This is a genomic window from Paenibacillus allorhizoplanae (assembly GCF_927798215.1).
Classification (GTDB): domain Bacteria; phylum Bacillota; class Bacilli; order Paenibacillales; family NBRC-103111; genus Paenibacillus_E; species Paenibacillus_E allorhizoplanae.
In genome coordinates, this window is record NZ_CAKMMW010000012.1 from 64,198 (window position 1) to 82,647 (window position 18,450).

The 18,450-nt window shown below is 46.6% G+C and carries 13 protein-coding genes; 11 read left to right on the forward strand and 2 right to left on the reverse strand.

Translation table 11 applies throughout. From position 1 onward, the window contains the following. The first annotated feature begins 128 nt into the window (after positions 1 to 128). Together L6I86_RS19605 and L6I86_RS19610 are read left to right on the forward strand one after the other, a co-directional pair. Positions 129 to 2,339 (forward strand): sensor histidine kinase, encoded by a 2,211-nt coding sequence (locus tag L6I86_RS19605; protein ID WP_236289799.1) that lies wholly within the window; start codon positions 129 to 131, stop codon positions 2,337 to 2,339. Continuing rightward, entirely contained in the window at positions 2,336 to 3,031 is a 696-nt protein-coding gene (locus L6I86_RS19610; protein ID WP_236289801.1) for a response regulator transcription factor, read from the forward strand. Before L6I86_RS19605 ends, L6I86_RS19610 begins: the two co-directional genes overlap by 4 nt. A gap of 10 nt (positions 3,032 to 3,041) precedes the next feature. Here the strand turns inward: L6I86_RS19610 and L6I86_RS19615 are convergent, their stop codons facing one another. Together L6I86_RS19615 and L6I86_RS19620 are read right to left on the reverse strand one after the other, a co-directional pair. Further along, a complete protein-coding gene (locus tag L6I86_RS19615; RefSeq protein WP_236289803.1) occupies positions 3,042 to 4,217 on the reverse strand; it encodes a YncE family protein in 1,176 nt (391 codons plus the stop codon). A 179-nt stretch (positions 4,218 to 4,396) separates the two neighbouring features. Further along, positions 4,397 to 5,878 carry an S-layer homology domain-containing protein gene (locus tag L6I86_RS19620; RefSeq protein WP_236289805.1) on the reverse strand — a complete coding sequence of 494 codons (1,482 nt, stop codon included), beginning with the start codon at positions 5,876 to 5,878 and terminating at the stop codon, positions 4,397 to 4,399. 208 nt (positions 5,879 to 6,086) lie between these two features. Between L6I86_RS19620 and L6I86_RS19625 the strand changes: the two genes are divergently transcribed. The 9 genes from L6I86_RS19625 (at position 6,087) to L6I86_RS19665 (ending at position 18,329) form a co-directional block, all read left to right on the forward strand. Continuing rightward, positions 6,087 to 6,941 (forward strand): AraC family transcriptional regulator, encoded by an 855-nt coding sequence (locus tag L6I86_RS19625; protein ID WP_236289807.1) that lies wholly within the window; start codon positions 6,087 to 6,089, stop codon positions 6,939 to 6,941. An 83-nt stretch (positions 6,942 to 7,024) separates the two neighbouring features. Next, complete coding sequence (locus tag L6I86_RS19630; protein ID WP_236289810.1) at positions 7,025 to 8,437, forward strand: ADP-ribosylglycohydrolase family protein; 1,413 nt, start codon at positions 7,025 to 7,027, stop codon at positions 8,435 to 8,437. Positions 8,438 to 8,623: 186 nt separating this feature from the next. After that, positions 8,624 to 8,770, forward strand: a complete 147-nt coding sequence (locus L6I86_RS19635) for a hypothetical protein (RefSeq protein ID WP_236289812.1) — start codon at positions 8,624 to 8,626, stop codon at positions 8,768 to 8,770. Positions 8,771 to 9,204: 434 nt separating this feature from the next. After that, positions 9,205 to 12,324: a hypothetical protein gene (locus tag L6I86_RS19640; protein WP_236289814.1), complete on the forward strand. Its 3,120-nt coding sequence runs from the start codon at positions 9,205 to 9,207 to the stop codon at positions 12,322 to 12,324. Positions 12,325 to 12,484: 160 nt separating this feature from the next. Beyond that, the gene (locus tag L6I86_RS19645; RefSeq protein WP_236289816.1) at positions 12,485 to 13,615 is read left to right on the forward strand and encodes an amidohydrolase family protein; all 1,131 of its coding nucleotides are present in this window, start codon (positions 12,485 to 12,487) and stop codon (positions 13,613 to 13,615) included. Then, complete coding sequence (locus L6I86_RS19650; protein WP_236289818.1) at positions 13,612 to 13,992, forward strand: Rieske (2Fe-2S) protein; 381 nt, start codon at positions 13,612 to 13,614, stop codon at positions 13,990 to 13,992. The genes L6I86_RS19645 and L6I86_RS19650 overlap by 4 nt, the downstream gene beginning before the upstream one ends. Before the next feature lie 134 nt (positions 13,993 to 14,126). Further along, positions 14,127 to 14,999: an AraC family transcriptional regulator gene (locus tag L6I86_RS19655; protein WP_236289820.1), complete on the forward strand. Its 873-nt coding sequence runs from the start codon at positions 14,127 to 14,129 to the stop codon at positions 14,997 to 14,999. Then, a complete protein-coding gene (locus L6I86_RS19660; RefSeq protein WP_236289822.1) occupies positions 14,996 to 16,747 on the forward strand; it encodes a sensor histidine kinase in 1,752 nt (583 codons plus the stop codon). The genes L6I86_RS19655 and L6I86_RS19660 overlap by 4 nt, the downstream gene beginning before the upstream one ends. Next, on the forward strand, positions 16,728 to 18,329 hold the full coding sequence (locus L6I86_RS19665) for a response regulator transcription factor (protein ID WP_236289824.1): 1,602 nt from the start codon (positions 16,728 to 16,730) through the stop codon (positions 18,327 to 18,329). The genes L6I86_RS19660 and L6I86_RS19665 overlap by 20 nt, the downstream gene beginning before the upstream one ends. Positions 18,330 to 18,450 lie beyond the last annotated feature (121 nt).

Here is an 18,450-nt window from a genome sequence, read left to right on the forward strand (position 1 = left end):
GTTACATTAAAACAACATGAAAGTTAGATTTCATTTTCATTACAAATTTGACAGTGGTAAAATAAGTTGGAAAGCTAAGCAGAAGCTTGAGCTGGAGAGCGGGGTATTTCCTATTGAAGCATTATTCCATGAGGTCACATTTAACGATTACATTTGCCCTAATGGCCTTGATCCCAATCCTAATTCTAGGCGGTTTCCAGGTTTCGCAAATTAAGCATATTACACAGGAAACGAACCAAAACCAGCGGCAGACGACGTATCGCCTTGGAGACGCGGTAGAAGCTTATATGTCCTATCATCGCAATGCTGTTGAAACTTTGGCGGCAACGATTTCGGCTTCGGATGCAGCATTTCGAACTCGGGAGAGTCTGACGTTGAAGCTGCAATCGTTGCAAGAGAACCTTGAGGGATTCACAGGTATTTATGTGGTCGATGACAAGGGGATGATCAAAGCCACACATCAGATGTCCACGGACTTAATTGGAACGGATGTCAATGATCGAGACTATACAGCACGTGTGAAGGCTGGTCAGAAAGCGATTATTTCTTCGTTATTCAAAGGCCCTGAGGGATTGAATCAACCAGCTATAGCGATAGCCGTACCGGTTTATAAAGGCAACAAACAAGTCGACGGATTCGTGTTGGCTGTGCTTGAATTAGCGCCAATTAAGACACTTGTTACCAAATATGACTATGGGACAGAGGCGTATCCTGTTGTCTTGGATCATGCAGGCAAGCCGATTTATCATCCGAACGCAGCGCTAACGGAAGCTATGGCGGATTTATCCAAGGAGGCAGTCGTCGCCGATGCCAAAATGCTTAAACAAGGCGAAGACACCTACACGCTAAGCTCCTCGTCACATAAAGAACTTATTACCTATAAGCTAATTCCAGACTTGAATCTCATTGTATGGGTAAGCAGGTCGACCGCGGCTGTCAACGCAGCATTCACGGAATCTTTACGGATCACGCTGCTGTTGTTAGTGTTCACGCTGATCTTAACTGTGTTACTTGGCAGTCTGTTGGCCAAAAGATTAAACGGCACGATCCACGCCTTAGTCGGTTATACACAGCGATTAGCCGGAGGATCATTCGCCCAGCCTGACCAGAAGGTTGTACCGCGCGGAGCACCCGCGGAGCTGCATCAGCTCGCCGAGCATTTCTTCCGCATGGCAGCGCAGATCAAGGAAAACCAACGCGCCTTACTGCAGCTGAATAGCGAGCTTGAGCATCGCGTAGAAGAGCGCACACAGCGATTGCAGGACGAGCATGCGACGTTGAATGCCGTCCTAGAAAGCATGTCGGATGCGATTGTCCTGATTGATGTGCAGCATAACGTGCTGTATGCCAATCATCAGATGGCGGAAAGTTTCGCGATTCCAATGGGCGAATTGTCCCATATGCCAGAGGCTGATTTATTTGAACGAATTGCTGAGCTATTGCCAGAAGATCAGGACGAGCTCCAATTGCGTAAGTTGACAGCGGAGCCGAGGGTACAGAGCGCCTTAACGGTGAAAACAGAGCAAGGCAAGCCACGTTTTATGATGGTATCCGCGTTTCAGGTTGCGCGGGAGGAGCGGGTATTTGGCCGTGGCTATGTGTGGCGTGACAGAACGAAGGAGCATGAAATCGACGCGCTGAAGAACGATCTCATCTCACTCGCCTCGCATGAATTCAAAACCCCGATTACGAGTATCCGTGGTGGCGTGGAAACATTGCTGCGCAGGGATGCCCACTGGGATGAGGACTTTAAGCTGGAGCTGCTTGAAGGCATTCATGAGGATATAGGCCGTATCCAAGATCTTATCGATGAGTGGCTGGATATATCCAAAATCGAATCAGGTGCGATGGGGATTCATCCGCAACCGTTGAGGCTAGCAGCCGTGATCGAAAGTGCTAGACAACGATTGCCTGAAGATATCAGCGCTGCACGAATTCAATTGGAGGTTGCGTTATCTTCGGATACGCCTCTTGTCTTTGCAGATAAGCTTCGAATGGAACAGGTTTTCTTGAACTTGTTCATCAATGCAGTTCGATATAACGAGCGGGAACCGATCATTAAGGTAACCACGCATGCGGACGAAGAGTATGTCTATGTTCACGTTCAGGATAATGGGATCGGTATAGCAGAGGAACATTTGGCGAAATTATTCGATCGTTTCTATCGTGTGGACGTATCATCCAGTCGTCAAACCGGGGGCACAGGGCTTGGATTGGCGATTTGCAAAGGAATTATGGAAGCCCATGGCGGAACCATTCAGGTTGAAAGCCAACTGGGTGAGGGAAGCCGATTCACTTTGATGATTCCACGGTTTAATGGGGGAGATGAGCTAGCATGAGCGCAAAGAAAATCATGATCGTCGACGATGAGCCGAAAATCATTCGGTTTATCGCGGCGAATCTGAAATCGTTAGGTTTCGAAACGGTGGCCTGTCAGAACGGGGCCGAGGCTCTGGAGAAGGCAGAAGCCGTTGATCCAGATTTAATTTTGCTAGATCTGATGATGCCAGGGATGGATGGCTTCGAAGTATTGCGCAGACTGCGTACCTATTCCAGCGTGCCTGTTATTATGTTAACAGCAAGGAGCAATGGTGCGGATAAAGTGCAGGGGTTGAATCTTGGTGCGGATGATTATTTGACCAAGCCGTTTTCGTTGGACGAGCTGTTTGCCAGAGTCAATGCCGTGCTGCGTCGCTTGGATGGACGTATGCCTGCGCCTGCAACGACGAGCGAATTAATTAATGGGCCTGTGACGGTCAATTTAGCCCAGCGCCGAATTTGGGTTAGCGAAGCGGAAGTGAAATTCACCGAGACCGAGTATAATCTGTTCGTTCTTCTCTTGCAGCATGAAGGCAAAGTAATGACGCATGAGCAGTTGTTGAGCGAGATTTGGGGAAGTGAGTATCGCGATGAGGTCGAGTATTTGCGCGTTACTATCGCGCGAATTCGGCAGAAGCTGAAGGCACACACCGAAGGGCAGGAATTGATTGTGACCTACCCTGGTGTTGGTTATATGGCGAAGGGGGATTGATGAGCTGAGACTAGTTATTCGTCAAAAGCTGCACATCCAGCGGATAATCGGGCAGCTCGAATTCGCGTGTCGTGCCTGCTGACAGGTCGACTACCGTGATCCCGTTCCAGCCCGTATCCGCGTAAGTGACGCCTCCTGTGAGATAGGCATAGCGCCCATCGGCACTGCTGGCGACCATTTGATGCATGCGGGCCAATGGAATAATCTTTTCCTTATACGTATTGGCGTCGAGTATGGTCAAATTAGGCTTGCCCGTTGCACTGCCTGCTGAACCGATGCCAACGATCAGCAGCTGCTTGCCGTCCGGGGTGAGCGTGACACCTTCCTGATGTGTGTTCCCCGTCAAGGGTTCGGTGGTGTAGCTGCCGCTCTTCGGATCAAGCACTACAAGGCCGCGGCCTTGGTAAGGCAGAAGTAAGCGGCCATCTGCCCGGACGGCGGCGTAGTGCGGCTTCTCGAAGCCGCCTTTACCGAAAGGAGCAGCCTCCAATGTGCGTCCTTTTAGTGTAAAAGGATCGACAGCCGTCACGGTGTAGCCGTCGTGGTCGATACTGTAGACTTCGCGGCCGTCGAGGCTGGTCACGACATCAAAAGGTCGAACGCCAACAGGAACTCGGCCTGTCATTGCAAGCTTTTCCGAATCTAAGATTTCAAGTTGACTCTTACCTCCATCGAGATACACACCGACATATACGAACTTACCGTCTGGCGATACGGCAATTCCCATACCACCCGAACGATATTCACCAAAGCGTGGTTTACCCACGTTGGCCTGATAAGGGACAAGAGCAATCCGTGTACGGAGCTTCGTATCGATGACGGCGACACCTTCAGCAGTCGACACATAAGCGCGATGATTCGGCCCCTCTGCGAGGGCAAAAGGGGCTGTTCCCACGACAAGCTTCTCCATCCGGCCTGAAGCGGGATCGAGGAAGGACATATAGTCACTTTTTGAATGCGTCACCATCAGGGTTGTGGCTGTAGCCGTTGGCGAAGGGTTTGCAGTCGTAGGTAAGAAACTCGTCACTGGCGTTTGTGTTGCCGCAGCAGTAGGAGATGGCGTTGCTGTCTTCGTCGGATTGACGGTGTTGACTGCGTTTGGCTGTTGGCTGCTACAGCCAATTAAGACAAGAAACAACGTTAGCGGTGTTAAGCTTGCGAATAGAGATTTATTTGTGAATATCATATAGAAGGTCACCTCTGCATTAAGAGTATAAGAAGAGTATAAGAAGAGTATAAGAAGAGTATAAGAAGCCTAGGAAACAACAGTACCTGTGGATAAGTGTAGCAAACAAAGGTAAGGAAGAGAACCTGATCACAGGTCATCTTCCTTATCTTTTTGTTATTTGATTTTATGATCTCTGCTTACTTTTTCAAGTTTAAAGTGACTCCTGTTGCTGTAGCCCATGCACCCACTGGCGCAACGGTGTACGTCGTATCTGGAACCAACTGAGCATTATTGAGAAGCGTGAACGTACCAACGGCACCTTTGCGAGTCGTCAAGCTATATTCAGCAGTCAGAACTGTGCCATCAGCAGCAGTTAGAGTTACGCGGCGTGAAACGAAGATTTCATCCTTCGGATCTTGCGTTAGTGTAACTGCAATCGTCTTCGCATCTACTGCTGCTGCGGATTGAAGCTGAAGCGGAGCGATTTCTTTTGCCGTAAAAGTAGGGTTCTTCAAAGTTGCCCAGTCCGCGGAGACTGTATAAGTTACACCTGGATGGAAGGTCTCTCCGTTAGGCAAAATGAACTTAGGCGCTTGGCGACCATCGGTTGCTTGCGTGAATGGCAAGTAATTAGCAGTCATCGTTGCACCGCCCTCAGGAGTGATTTGAACTTGGCGATTACGCATGGAAGATAGGATTTGGTAGGTCGTGCCGTTGTACCGATTATTTTCGTCAACGATAAATGAACCAGGACGGCCCTTGCTGTAAGCCGCGATGACATAACCATAATCCGCAACACCGTCAGTTAGATGGGATTCAACTTCAAATAGATCATTAGCAACCTGAGCCGTGGAATCCAAGCGGATTTTCTCTGTGCTAGCTGTGAAATTAACGGCAGGTTGGCCTTTATAAGTCAGCGAGTACGTCGTGCCTGCTTTCTGCGTTGGAACTGGTACAATATACGTGGATACAGAGCCTGTTTTTAGGCGAGGCACGTTATTGATGGCAAGGCCATTGTCAAAAACAAAGTTTTTGGACGCTGGATCCAGCTCTAATTCTGCCGTCGGAATCGGTGCCGAGAAGGTCACCTGTAGGGAAATAGCATTCAGAACCTCTAGCTTCGTCACACGAACAGGAGCGACTTTCTGAGCTTCTACGAGAAGTAAGGCAGCTTGACCGCGTGTAACTTGGCTGCTTAGTGATGCGTAGCTTGGTAACTGGCGAATCGTTGCAACGTCAACTTGAAGGACTTTCGCAACGATGCTGCTTAACTGCTCGGAAGTGATCGTTTGCGCCCCAGCGAATTGCTGGCCAGTCACATCATTCATCGCACCAAGAGCCTGCAAGGAAATCGCGTAGTTATAGTACCAATCTTTTGAACTCACATCTTGAAAAGGATTAGTTGTCGTTGTATCCACAGACGTGTTTACGTGGAAAGAGAGGGCTACCATTTTGGCAATCTCACTGCGTGTGACCGCTTGATTAGGTTTGAAGCTATTGTTTTCATAACCAGACAGCACTTGCTGCTGAGCTAATTGCTCAATTGCAGTCTGGATTTGTGCAACACTTGCGGAATCCGTGAAAGGATTTGCTGCTAACGCATGGTAAGGTAGAAGAGCGGATAATCCGACAGTTGCTGAAATAGTAAGAGCGGCAAGAACTTTTTTATTATTTTTCATCGAGAAACACTCCTCAAGTGGATTGGATTTGTTTGTTGCGCTGTTGTCTACAGGACTAAGCTTACTAATTTGGGCATAACAATCGCATAAAAATGAGGGGTGAGACATTACAATTTCGTAAAAATGAGTAAAGCATTTTTATTTTCCACAACATTTTTGCTAATGGTAAAATAGAGCTATCTCAATTTCGAAGGTGGACTGAAACCAATTGAAGCAGAAGATCGAATATGACAATCTCATTCCAATTAATGCGTATCTTTGGTGTCCAAAACCATATCCACAACCTCTTCATTTCCATTCTAGTTTGGAAATTGGCTATTGCCTGGGAGGGAGAGGGCAATTCATTTTTGAAAATAAGCTATACGAAGTTCGCAAAGGCGATGTCTTTATTGTCAATAATACAGAGCTTCATATTGCTCAATCCGCGCAGCACGATCCAAGCCGATATATATTTTTGAATTTTGATCCGAGTCTCTTCCTTGAAGAAGATGAAAAATTATTGCTGCCATTTGCCTATCGATCGGAGAGATTTGAGAATCATATTGGGGCTGGCACACTGCTTGCGCAGCAAATTGGGGTACTCATTCAACAGATTTATGAGGAGCTTGATGCAAAAGCTGAGGGTTATCTAACGATTACTCGTTGCAAATTGCTAGAGTTGGGTGTTATCTTGCTTCGCCATTACAGGAGTGCCTTCAGCAATGAGCAATGGAAGCATATGTCCAATTCGCAGCGTGAGATCAAAGAAGTGATGCTTTTTGTGAAAGAACGGTATCAAGAGCCCCTTCAACTTACCGATGTTGCTGAGCATTTAGGCTGGAGCACCGCGCGGACAAGCCGCCTTTTTAAAGAGCATACAGGTATCAGCTTTATTGCTTATATGACACAGCTACGGATTAGCGAAGCGAAGAAACAGCTTGTCACAAGCCTGGATAGTATCGCAGACATTAGCTTTTCCAGTGGGTTTCAGAGCTTGGCCTCCTTCTATCGCGCCTTTAACTTGGATGCCGGACTATCCCCTCAGGAATATCGTAAACAATTTGGCATCAAGCAATTATTTTGAGAAGTGTGAAAGAAATTGAGAAGATTCGCTGAGGCCAAATTCGTATAATCAGCTTAAAATCTTACATTGAAGGTGGTTTTACGATGGCTGGCTGGGAGCATTTAAAGGGAATTGTACATGCTGAAATCAAACAAAGGGGAGAAGAAGGCTGCGATGTCAGCGGATTTCTAGACAAGTGGGCTGCAGCTGAAGATGATGACGCGAAGCTAATGGCCGTGTACCAGCAGTTGATGGCGCTTGAAATTCGTGCAGACTTCCCCTATCAGGAGCCTTCCGACTTGCCTGGCATTCGTGCGACTCGGCCCGAAGGACCTCGCCAATTACCGGCGGATAAAACGGAAGCTGCATGGCTCAATCAATTTCAAGGTGCGTGGCTCGGCCGAAGTATCGGGTGTGCTCTAGGTAAACCGTTTGAGAATGGTCAATTTATGTATGGCAGTGGTGGAAGAGACGGATGGAAGAATATTGAGCTATGGTTCAAGGGAGCAGATGCTTGGCCAATTAGCGGATATACCCCAGGGACTTCACGAGCGTCAGCCGAGTATGATTTGAAAGTGAATGACTGGTGCCAGAAAAGCTGGAAAGAAAACATTCAGTTTATGGAAACCGACGATGATATCCGTTATACCGTATTAGGCTTGATTCTTTTGGAGGAAAAAGGATTGGATTTTGATAGCTGGGATATTGGCAAGCTATGGCATAAGTACCTTAGCTACCAGCAAGTATGTACAGCAGAGACGCAGTCTTATTTGAATTTTGCCCAGGTGACCTCGCATATGCAAGGAGAACAAACAGAGGACTGGGCACAGAAGAGCGAATGGGTGCGAACTTGGTTAAATCCGTATCGGGAGTGGATTGGCGCTCAGATTAGAGCCGATGGCTTTGCTTACGGTGCGGCGGGAAATCCGGAGCTTGCAGCTGAATTAGCATGGCGGGATGCTTCCTTTTCCCATGTGAAGAACGGTATTTATGGGGAAATGTTTGTGGCTGCTATGATTGCAGCGGCTTTTAACGAAACCGATAATGAACGCATTGTGGAAATTGGACTTAGCGAAATTCCTAGCAATAGCCGCTTGGCTCATGATATTCGACAAGCCGTGGAAATTGCGCGTACGGCGGTTGATCAATTAGATCTAGTCGAGCGGATTTGGAATGCGTTCGAGCACTATCATTGTGTACATACGAACAATAATGCAGCTTTGGTTGCTGCGTCGTTGATCTTTGCTAAGGACGATTTTGAGTTGGCTATTACGACATCGGTTCTAGGTGGTTGGGATACCGATTGCAATGGCGCTACCGTTGGATCGATTATGGGTGCGAAGCTAGGTGCTGATAAGCTTCCGGCCTCTTGGGCCGAGCCGCTTAACGATACGTTATATGCAGAGGTGACAGGGTTCCATCCCATCGCAATTTCGGAATGTGCCAATCGCAGCTATGAGGTATTTAAGAAGATATCTGCCGAATATGAGGCTAAACATAAGCTTTCATTCATTTAATCGCTGGATCTAAGACTGGCCTAATGGGCTGGTCTTTTTTTGTATGCCAGAAAGTAAGAGTTTTCTAGTTCCCGAAAATCGTACTCGATGTGATGAGAAATGTCGCCGCATGCTTGGAAGACCACATTAGCCACTTTTTCCACTCCGTCTATTCCCACTGTCCCCTTGGCTCAGAAGGACATGACATTGCATGTTAGTCAGGGATTTGTAACCAAAGGTTGCGGACATGAGAGCCGTTATTTGATGAGGAAGCAGGGGTTCCCAATTCTTACGGACTCCACGGTCGTTATTGGGTCCATTGCAACATCTATTGGTACACAAATCAGTCAATAACGTCTCTGGTGTCCCTTTAAAAATCAAAAACACCCCGTTTTCAGACAATAGAGGCTGTCACGTCCGTTATAAATATAAGCTGTAGATTTTCATATTCCAGTTAATACAAATGTCAGCAGCTACTGCCTCTCAAAGCAAACAATCCCCACCTACAACGTTCCAGCGATAAAGAACGTCAGGATGAAATTCCCTGACGGTTTTTTCTTATTTACCACACCGCTTAGCTTACAAAATCACAAAACTGCAAGACATACGATCATTGTTGTGTTCTAGGGAAATCCCTTATATTAAGCTGGCATGGCATGGCGTTTTGCATCCAGCTATTCATGACTTATCTGGGGAGTGGTGTGGAGATCACGAAAGCAACGACATTTTAAAAGCGCTTTCAATACGGTTTTAAATGATGTATCAAACGAAAGCAGGAGGAATGAGAGATGAGAAAAAAGATGATGCCAAAGCTTGCAGGACTCATGATTGCAGCTGTATTGCTTCCACTGGCCGGTAACTTAGGCGGAGCTCCAGTAGCCAGTGCAGCACCCATTGTAGCAGATGCCAATTGGCGCCCCATTGATACAACGATGGCTGTTGTTCCGGGCAGTGCCATGGATTTGTCTGTTTTGAACCATATACCAGCGGGCTCAAAGGGTTCGGTCCAAATCGATGTGTACGGCGATTACTATTTTGAAGATGAGCCCAATACCAAAGTGAAATTTTATGGTGGAAATTTAAACGGTAGTTACGGTACAGACCCAACCAAGGAGGAAATGGTCGTCATGGCCGACCGGATTGCTGCTATGGGCTATAATGTGGTGCGCTACTCGTCTATTGATCAGAATTATGATTGGGCCAAAGGACTTATGCAGCCGCTCACGTCCACCACGGTAACCTTGAATTCGTATAAACTTGATAATTTTGATTATTTTAACGCTTTGCTGAAGGCCCGCGGCATTTATATTGATCTTGACATCTTGGCCTTTGCAAACTTCAAAAATGTGCCTAGCTTAGCTGAAAGTGTGTATGGCTCAACCGCATCCAAGTATTTGGCCACTCTCCTTCCGGACGGGCAAGCCATCTGGCAATCATTTGCCTATCAGCTATTTAATCATGTGAATCTGTATACAGATGTTGCATTGAAGGATGACCCCCAAATCATGGGCGTATCCCCCATGAACGAAGTGATTCTCTACAATGCCGATTTCTCAAACCCGAATTTTAAAGCCTGGATGCTCGCTGATTTCAATAATTACTTGGCTGGCAAAGGAAAACCGACAATTACAACGTTTCCCAATAATTTCTGGGGAGCACCATCCAGCATGAGAGATGATCTGGCCGAATATTTCACAGAGAAGCAGTTTACTACCTATGGTGCAATGAGGTCATATCTCAAAGATACGATTGGCGTGAAAGCACCGATTGGGGGCATCAACTATATCAATGATTCCTTAGCGAATTATTGGCGAACGCAGGCGGATGTTCATGAAACGCATCTTTATAACGGTATTGTCGATGGCAGAGGAAAGCCCTTCAAATACAATCCATTGACGCATCCACGTTACAGCATGATCTTTGCACCAGAATCAAGCGCGAATTACGTATCGCAATATGGCTCGTTTATTTTCAAAAATTATATACCAGGTCTTGCCCTGGGGCAGCTATATAACAAGCCATTTGCCTTAACGGAATTTAATCATGAGTTTCCAAACAAAGGCCGAGATGACATCGGCTTGATGACGGCCGCAACCGGTGCTTACCAAGGGTGGGATATGCTAAATCGGTTTCATTACGTCAGCCGTGTGAATGAGGCTGTCAATCAAACGCCGCAGGGAGGATCGACCTCCTTTGATTCTTTAACCGATGTGCTTGCAACGATGTCCGAGTACCAAGGGACACTAGTGTTCCGACAAGCTCATCTCACACCGGCGGATGCGAAATTTGTTATCGTGAGAGATAAAACCTATGTAAAAACGCATGCCTCTGCAACGGAAAATGAATCACCAGAGCGTAATCGTATGTATATCCCGCATCTGTTCAAGATGGTTACCGTGTATGCTGATAAGCCAGGTGAACCGTACGCCATCTATAAGATCACGCCTGATCTCACAGATGTGCAGATTGCAAACGGCGATATCCCCGCTGCCAATAAGATTACGATTACGAATGAGATGACGTTGAAGCAAGTGGCGGAAACGTTTATCAATGCCATCGATGATACCAGTCTGAAAACGAGTATGCTTGCGAATCTGAATGATAACAAGCTGGTTTCCGACACAGGTGAGTTGCTTTTTGACCTTAATTTAAATACCTACTTCATTAACACACCCTACGTGGTGGCTGCAGCAGGAACGATGAACAACAACAGCTATGAGCTTGGCCCGATCACGATGGAGGCGAACCTGCCGAAGGGAACTTTATCCGTAGCTTCCCTGGATGATCAGCCGCTGGATGAAAGCGACAGAATACTGATGATTTATACAACTGATGCGGCAGCAACAGGTGAGCGTGAAGAAACGGTTAGCGGCGTGACCTACTACTATCGTGGAGAATTACCGACGCTGGCGAAGTACGGCACAGCCGAAGTGCAGCTGAAGACAACCAAAACACCAAGCGCATATAAAGCCTACAAACTTACGATGAATGGTGTACGATTGCAGGAAATTCCGATAAGTGTGCTTGGCGATACGATTACGGTTTCGCTCGAAACCGACAAGGGGTATGGCTTTGAGTTGGTGTATGCGCCGCTCATCGGCACCGACACGACTGCGCCAACCCCACCGGCTAACGTAACCGCGGTTTCTCCTTACTCAACGAGGGTGGATCTAACTTGGGATGCTTCGACAGACAACGCAGGTGTGTCCGGGTACAAAATTTATCGCAATGGCGTTGAAATTGCAGCATTGAACACGATCGTGACTTCGTATACCGATCTGGCAGTATCTGGACCTACGGCTTACACGTATATGATCAAAGCATTCGATCCTGCTGGCAATTCGGCATCGAGCACCATTTCGCTTACGACCTCGGATATCCTATTTTATGAAGGTTTTGAGAGTGGAAACAGCAATTGGACGATTCATTACGGCCAATTTAGCATTGTGCCGGACGGAGGCTCCAAAGTTTATTTTGCCGACAATCTTGGCTATGGCGGATCCAAAGCCTCGGCAGGAGATACGTCATGGCAAAATTACAGTGTAGAGGCGAAATTAAAGGCGAATAGCTGGAGCAGCAGCATTTATGGACGAATGGGGCTGATTGCCAGATTCGTTGATAGTAAAAACTTCTATTTTGTTTATTATGATGATCATGCTGGGCAACTGACGCTTAGAAAGATTGTGAACAATTCAGAAAGTGTACTTGCCACTGTGCCGCTCTCTCTGAGTACGGGCCTTCAACATCTGTTCAAGCTGGAAGTGAACGGAACTACAATTAAAGCTTATGTCAATGGAACACTCAAGATCAATGTTACTGACAGTACGTTTACTCATGGGAAAATTGGTGTATATACCCATATTGCGCAGGCGTATTTTGATGATATTTACGTGAGAGCCATCCCCTAGTCACATGTAACAACCTTACAAAATCGCAAAAGATACAAGACACGACAACATTGTTGTTTGGCCGCTGGACACGTAACATTATGGTCAAGAAGCAAGGATGGTTCGTATCTACGACCTCACATCCTGCTATCTAATGTAAATTGCTGGAGGGGCAAAAGATATGCAGACTTCGAATACCGACACACAGTTACCAGCGGACAAACGTCCGAAGCTAAAACGCTCCATTATCGATTGTGACATTCATCAAGCCACGGGGTTGGAAGCATTAAAACCCTATATGCCGCGAGGGTACCAGGAGCTTATGAAGCAATACGGGCCGGCGCTGCCGGGAGGCATGCACTTTAATGGGGGCGTAGGCGGCAGGATGGCTGACGCTTATCCCGAGGGGGGCGGATCTGCCGGCAGTGATCTGGCCTTGATGCAAAAGCAGCATTTGGACCGCTACAATGTCGAATATGGCATTCTCACAGGGGAAGGCTATGCCGTGCATGCGACCCCTAACTATGATTACGCTGCTGCACTCTGCCGAGCGATTAATGAATATACGATTGAGCACTGGCTTTCGCGAGAAAGCAGACTGCGGGGGTCCGTTTTCATTGCGAAGCAGGCGCCGCAGCTTGCTGCGCAAGAAATTGACCGCGTCGGGGGCCGATCCGACATGGTGCAGGTGGTAGTTTCCAGCGGCGCTACTCTGCCATATGGAAATCGGCACTATGATCCGATTTATGAGGCCTGTGTTCGCCATAACCTACCCTTCACCATCCATGTTGGATTAGAGGGTGAAGGCATTAATAGCCCACATACTGGGGCTGGGTATGTGACGCACTACATTGAGCAGCGTTGCGCGCGTCCCGCGGTCATGGGCGCACATTTGGCCAGCTTTATTTTCAACGGAGTGTTCGAGCGCTTCCCTACGTTGAAGGTTGTGTTGCAGGAAGCCGGTGTCCTGTGGCTAGCTCCATTCCTGTGGAAGCTCGATCAAGAATGGAAAGGGCTGCGGGTGCAAACGCCATGGGTTCGCAAGAAGCCGAGCGAATATTTCCGAGAGCATGTCCGTGTGACCACACAGCCGTTTGAAGAGACACCGAACCGTGAGATCTTCGATCATTTGTTAGAGAGCATCTATGCGAAAGAAACGCTGATGTTTTGCAGTGATTACCCGCATTGGGATTATGATTCACCAAGTCAAGCATTGCCCAAACTGGAACCTGAGCTATGGGACAGCATCTACTATCAGAATGCAGCCAAGCTATATGGTCTGCCTCCACGCAAAACGGAGGGGACGAAATGAAGCGAAGCTCGCAGCACATCGTAGGAACAGTAGGGGAGATTCCAACTGGTACGCATAAGATTGTGGAGGTAGAAGGGCGCAGCATAGGTATCTACAACATTAATGGCGGCTTTCATGCTCTGCGCAATATTTGTCCTCATCAAGGAGCAGAGTTGTGCAAAGGTTTGGTGACAGCCTATGTGACTTCCGAAGGACCTGGTGATTTTCAGTTTGATAGGGAAGGTGAAATCGTACGCTGCCCCTGGCATCAGTGGGAATTCGATATCGCAACGGGCTGCATGATCACGGATGTGGCTATGCGCACCAAGACGTATGATGTCACGGTAGAGAAATTCGGCGTTTCGATTGAAAATGATCTGATTTTAGTTCATATGTAAGAACGTAAAAACCTCTCTCAAACAGGCAGGATCCAACTGCCAAAGAGAGAGGTTTTATTTCGCTTCTGCGCCATATTCAATCATCTTCAGCATTTGCTACAATAGAAGGGATAACGGATAGGATGGTGATCGGCGTGCAGGAAACCGCTAAGGAATTTTTTGAATCAAAACTATTCGTTCCTGATGAATTCGCCAAAAAAGGCGGCATCTGGCCGCTCCGTCTTGGTCGCAATATCGCTAAGCCCAGCTATCAAGCAGGGCCTATGATTCTTGAGTATTACAATATGCACTTTATTATGGAGGGGAAGGTCGAGTTCACCTTTGACAAAGAGCACATTATTTTGTCCAAAGGCGATGTGTTTGCGATGGTACCGGGGAGTACTTTTCGTTATGGGTTGGCTCCAAGTGATGCCACCCTACAGATGATTTGGATTTCCATGGATGGATTGCAAGCACCCGAACTTTTCGCTAAAGCTGGCTTTAGTAAGGCCACTCCTTACCTGTACGGGGTCATGTCCAAGGAGCTTGAAGCTACGCTTCGCCAGTTGTTCCTTCCCCGCAAATACGACATGAAACGGCATAACGAGTTATGTTCCATCCTATATCGCATTTTTGGCCTTATGATTCCAACGGACCCGTCCGAAAAGAATCAGACTGGCAAAGAGAACTGGATTCCTAAAAGCGTTGCTTTTATGGACACTTACTATATGGAAAATATCACGGTTCGTGATGTTGCTGATTACTTAGCCCTTCACCGCACTTATTTCTCGAAGATGTTTTCGGAGGAAATGGGGGTATCCCCTGTCCAATATTTGCATCGATTGCGGATGGAAAAAGCAGCAGAGCTACTTTCCTCTGATTTTATGATCAGCGAAGTTTCGTTACTGCTCGGATATTCCGATGCTTATGCTTTCACACATGCTTTCACCAAATATTACGGCAGTCCGCCGGGGAGTTGGAGAGCTACACACCGAGGCTCAGGCATAGACAGGAAGGTGCGACCGTGAAAAGTACACAGGGCGCGATTTCCTTACAACTCAAGCTTACCTTAACTTTTTTGCTTATCCTCATACCACTGGTCAGTGTAAGTATATTTGCCAATAACTACTCACAAGGTATTATGAATGTCCAAATTAGTGACCGGACGAAGGGGGCACTCCTGACGTCACTTGCCTATATGGAGCAAATTGCGAATACGATGGATCAGCAAACCCTACTGATTAGCTCTAATCCTAGTATCGTAAACATCTTTAGGGATATTGAAGACCCACTTAACCCGACTCATTTATATGATATTCATACCGTCATGCAGCAGCTGACTTCTCTTGCCAATATTAACGGTGCCATTCAAGAGGCCTATATTGTTCATGGAGCTAGCGGCAATGGCGTTTCGACAGCGCTGGGGGCGTTCAGATGGCCTCGGGTGAAGGAAGAAGGCTGGTTCCAGCAAGTCGTTCGAGGAATTGGTTCTTTAATTATTTATATTCCTACTGCAGATTCAAGCGGGGGTCAGAACTTATATTTAAAAGGCTCCAATATCTACTATATTAGGTTACTTGACGTATTAAGAGATTCGCCAGAGCCGAACGTTTTGATTTTTGCTGTAAATAACTCGTCGCTTCAGAGTATTATTCAACATCTCCAAACGACCGAACGGATGAACATTTCTTTATATTATAATAACAGGCTGATTCTGGAGACCAACCCTGCTGCGAAGGAAGCTTATGCTTCCGACATGTTCGCAATGAAAGAAACAAGCGGTGCATGGTCTATTCAATTAGAGCAGCCCAAGGATGAAATTTTCAAGCAATCTGATCGGTTGCAACTCTTTACTTACCTTATTATTCTACTTAGCATACTTCTTGCTGTGTGGACGGCCTGGCTGATTTACATTCAAATTTTAAAGCCTTTGCGCCAATTATCGAGCGCTTTCAAATTCGTTGGCAAGGGAGATCTGAACTATCAAATCAGGCATGATCGAAGAGATGAATTCGGACTCGTAATGAATGGTTTTAATCAGATGGCGGAGTCCCAGAGAATTATGATCGAGGAGGATTATGAGAAGGAGCTTCGTTTAGCGAAGTCGGAGTTTAGCTTGCTGCAATCGCAAATCAATCCGCATTTTCTTTATAATACACTGGATTCCATCTATTCGGTTGCGGTCAAATTTAATATGAAAGAAATTAGTGAAATGGTCTTGAATTTGGCCAAATTTTTCAGAGTTAGCTTGGGAAAAGGACGGAGTCATTTTACATTAGAGGAAACGATGCAGCATCTGCTGTATTACATTCGTGTTCAACAGATGCGAACAGCACACTTTTCAGTTGAGATTGATTTGGAAAAAGGCTCTGAGGCCATCCCTGTACTTAAATTGCTGCTGCAGCCTATTGTAGAAAACGCGATTATTCATGGGCTTGAGAAATGCCCTTTTGAAGGTGAACTGCGAATTCGCTCTAGGGTTCATCAACATCTTTTATTTATCGAAGTAGAAGATACAGGTATGGGAATGCCAGACGCTTTGCTGAAGCAAATCCAACTGGAGCTCAGTATACTGACAAGTAAGCTTTACCGAGTGCCGCAAGAAAGTCCGTCGAGTCAATTTTTTGGGATGAAAAATGTGAAATCGAGAATGAAGTTATATTACGGAGAAGAAGCTGACGTCCTGATTGAAAGTGAAGAGGGACTCGGAACAAAGGTTACCTTAATCATTCCTATACGAGTGGGGGAAGAAGAAGATGAAGCTGCTCGTCGCTGAAGATGAATTTCAAGTCAGAGAGCGGATTGCCTATGGAATTTCATGGAAAGACTATGACATTGAAATTGCCGGTGCTGTGGGAAACGGCAGGGAAGCCATCGTGGCTGTAGAAAAGGACTGCATTGATATCGTCATTACAGATATTCATATGCCCGATATGAGTGGTCTTGAGCTTGCAAAGGTTCTGAAGAATGAATATCCTCATGTGAAGGTTATCATATTAACGGGTTTTGACCATTTCGAATATGCACGTGATAGCATCGATTATGGCGTTGTTAAATATCTGGTAAAGCCAGCGGAGAATGAGGTTGTACTGGAAACGGTGTTAAGAGCCAAACAGCTTCGTGAACAGGAATTGAATGATATACATAACATAGCGCTTCTGAAGCAGCGATGGAAAGAGCATTTGCCTCAACTTAAACAATCATTTTATAAAAATTGGTTGAACGGGCGTTTGTCTACCTGGGAATTAGAAAAACGCAGTCAGGAAATCGGCTTTTCCCTAGCAGGCCATATCTATTTGCCTGTCACGCTTGATATGGACCCGATTGCCGAAACCGATGTCCGTTTCCATTCAGGGGAGCGGCCGCTAATTCAGTATTCGCTGTTTAATATTACTCGGGATGTCGTGGAGGATATGGATGGCATCGTTCTGCATGACGATGACGGGTTGACGGCCATTATCTTCTTTGCCCCTTCAAGTGTAGAGGTATCAGGATTTCAGCTCAAAGTTAATCAGCAGCTCGGCAGACTGCTTAGCACGGTTAAAACCTGTTTGAAGCTAACAGCCAGCGCTGGCATTGGAACTTGTGTGGAAGATCAAGCTTTGCTGCCGATTGCCTATAAGCAGAGTAGAATGGCACTGCAGGAACGCATCGTACTGGGCAATGAAACCGTCATTCCATATCGGAACGATGCGCCTTCGAAGTCAGTCTGGTTGAATATGAACGATCTGGAAAAAGACATTGAAATTGCAGTGGAAACGGGCAATGAGAGCAAGAGGTCAGAGCTTATCAGCACGTTAATGGACATCGGTTTCTCGCCGAACCATCCCATTGCCGAGGCGAAAGAGATGCTTCTTCGCATTACGGCATTACTGACGCGAATTGTCAATTCCCACGGGTGGAGTTTACGCGAAACGCTTGCTGAGGACTATACAGATTTTATGAACTTTAATCAGTTGCTGGCGAAGGAACAGCTCATGGAATGGCTGCATCGCATGATGGCGCGAATTAGCCGATCAATTAGCGAGCGTCGAAAATCGGGTACGCATATTACGGTGAGTGAAATCTTGGCTTTCGTTGATCGGCACTTATATGAGGAAGAGCTAAGTTTATATTTTGTCGCTGAAAAAATGTATATGAATTATGCCTATGCGAGCCGAATCTTTAAAGAGGTGACCGGCAGCAATTTCTCGGATAGCGTGCTAAGACTACGGATGGAAAAGGCCAAGGAGCTGCTGGCAACGGGGAGCAAAGTGTATGAAGTAGCCGAACGAGTCGGATATAAGAACGGGAATTACTTCTCGCGGAGCTTTCAGAAGTACTGGGGAATCAAGCCGAGTGAAATGAACAAGTCATAAGTTTTGAAGAAAAAATGACATTCAACATGACCTGTTGGTGTCTTTTTTTGCATGCAAAAACGTAGAAATTGTGGTCATTAAAGTAGAAGGATTAGTCTACATTTTCATTACTTGTCGGGCT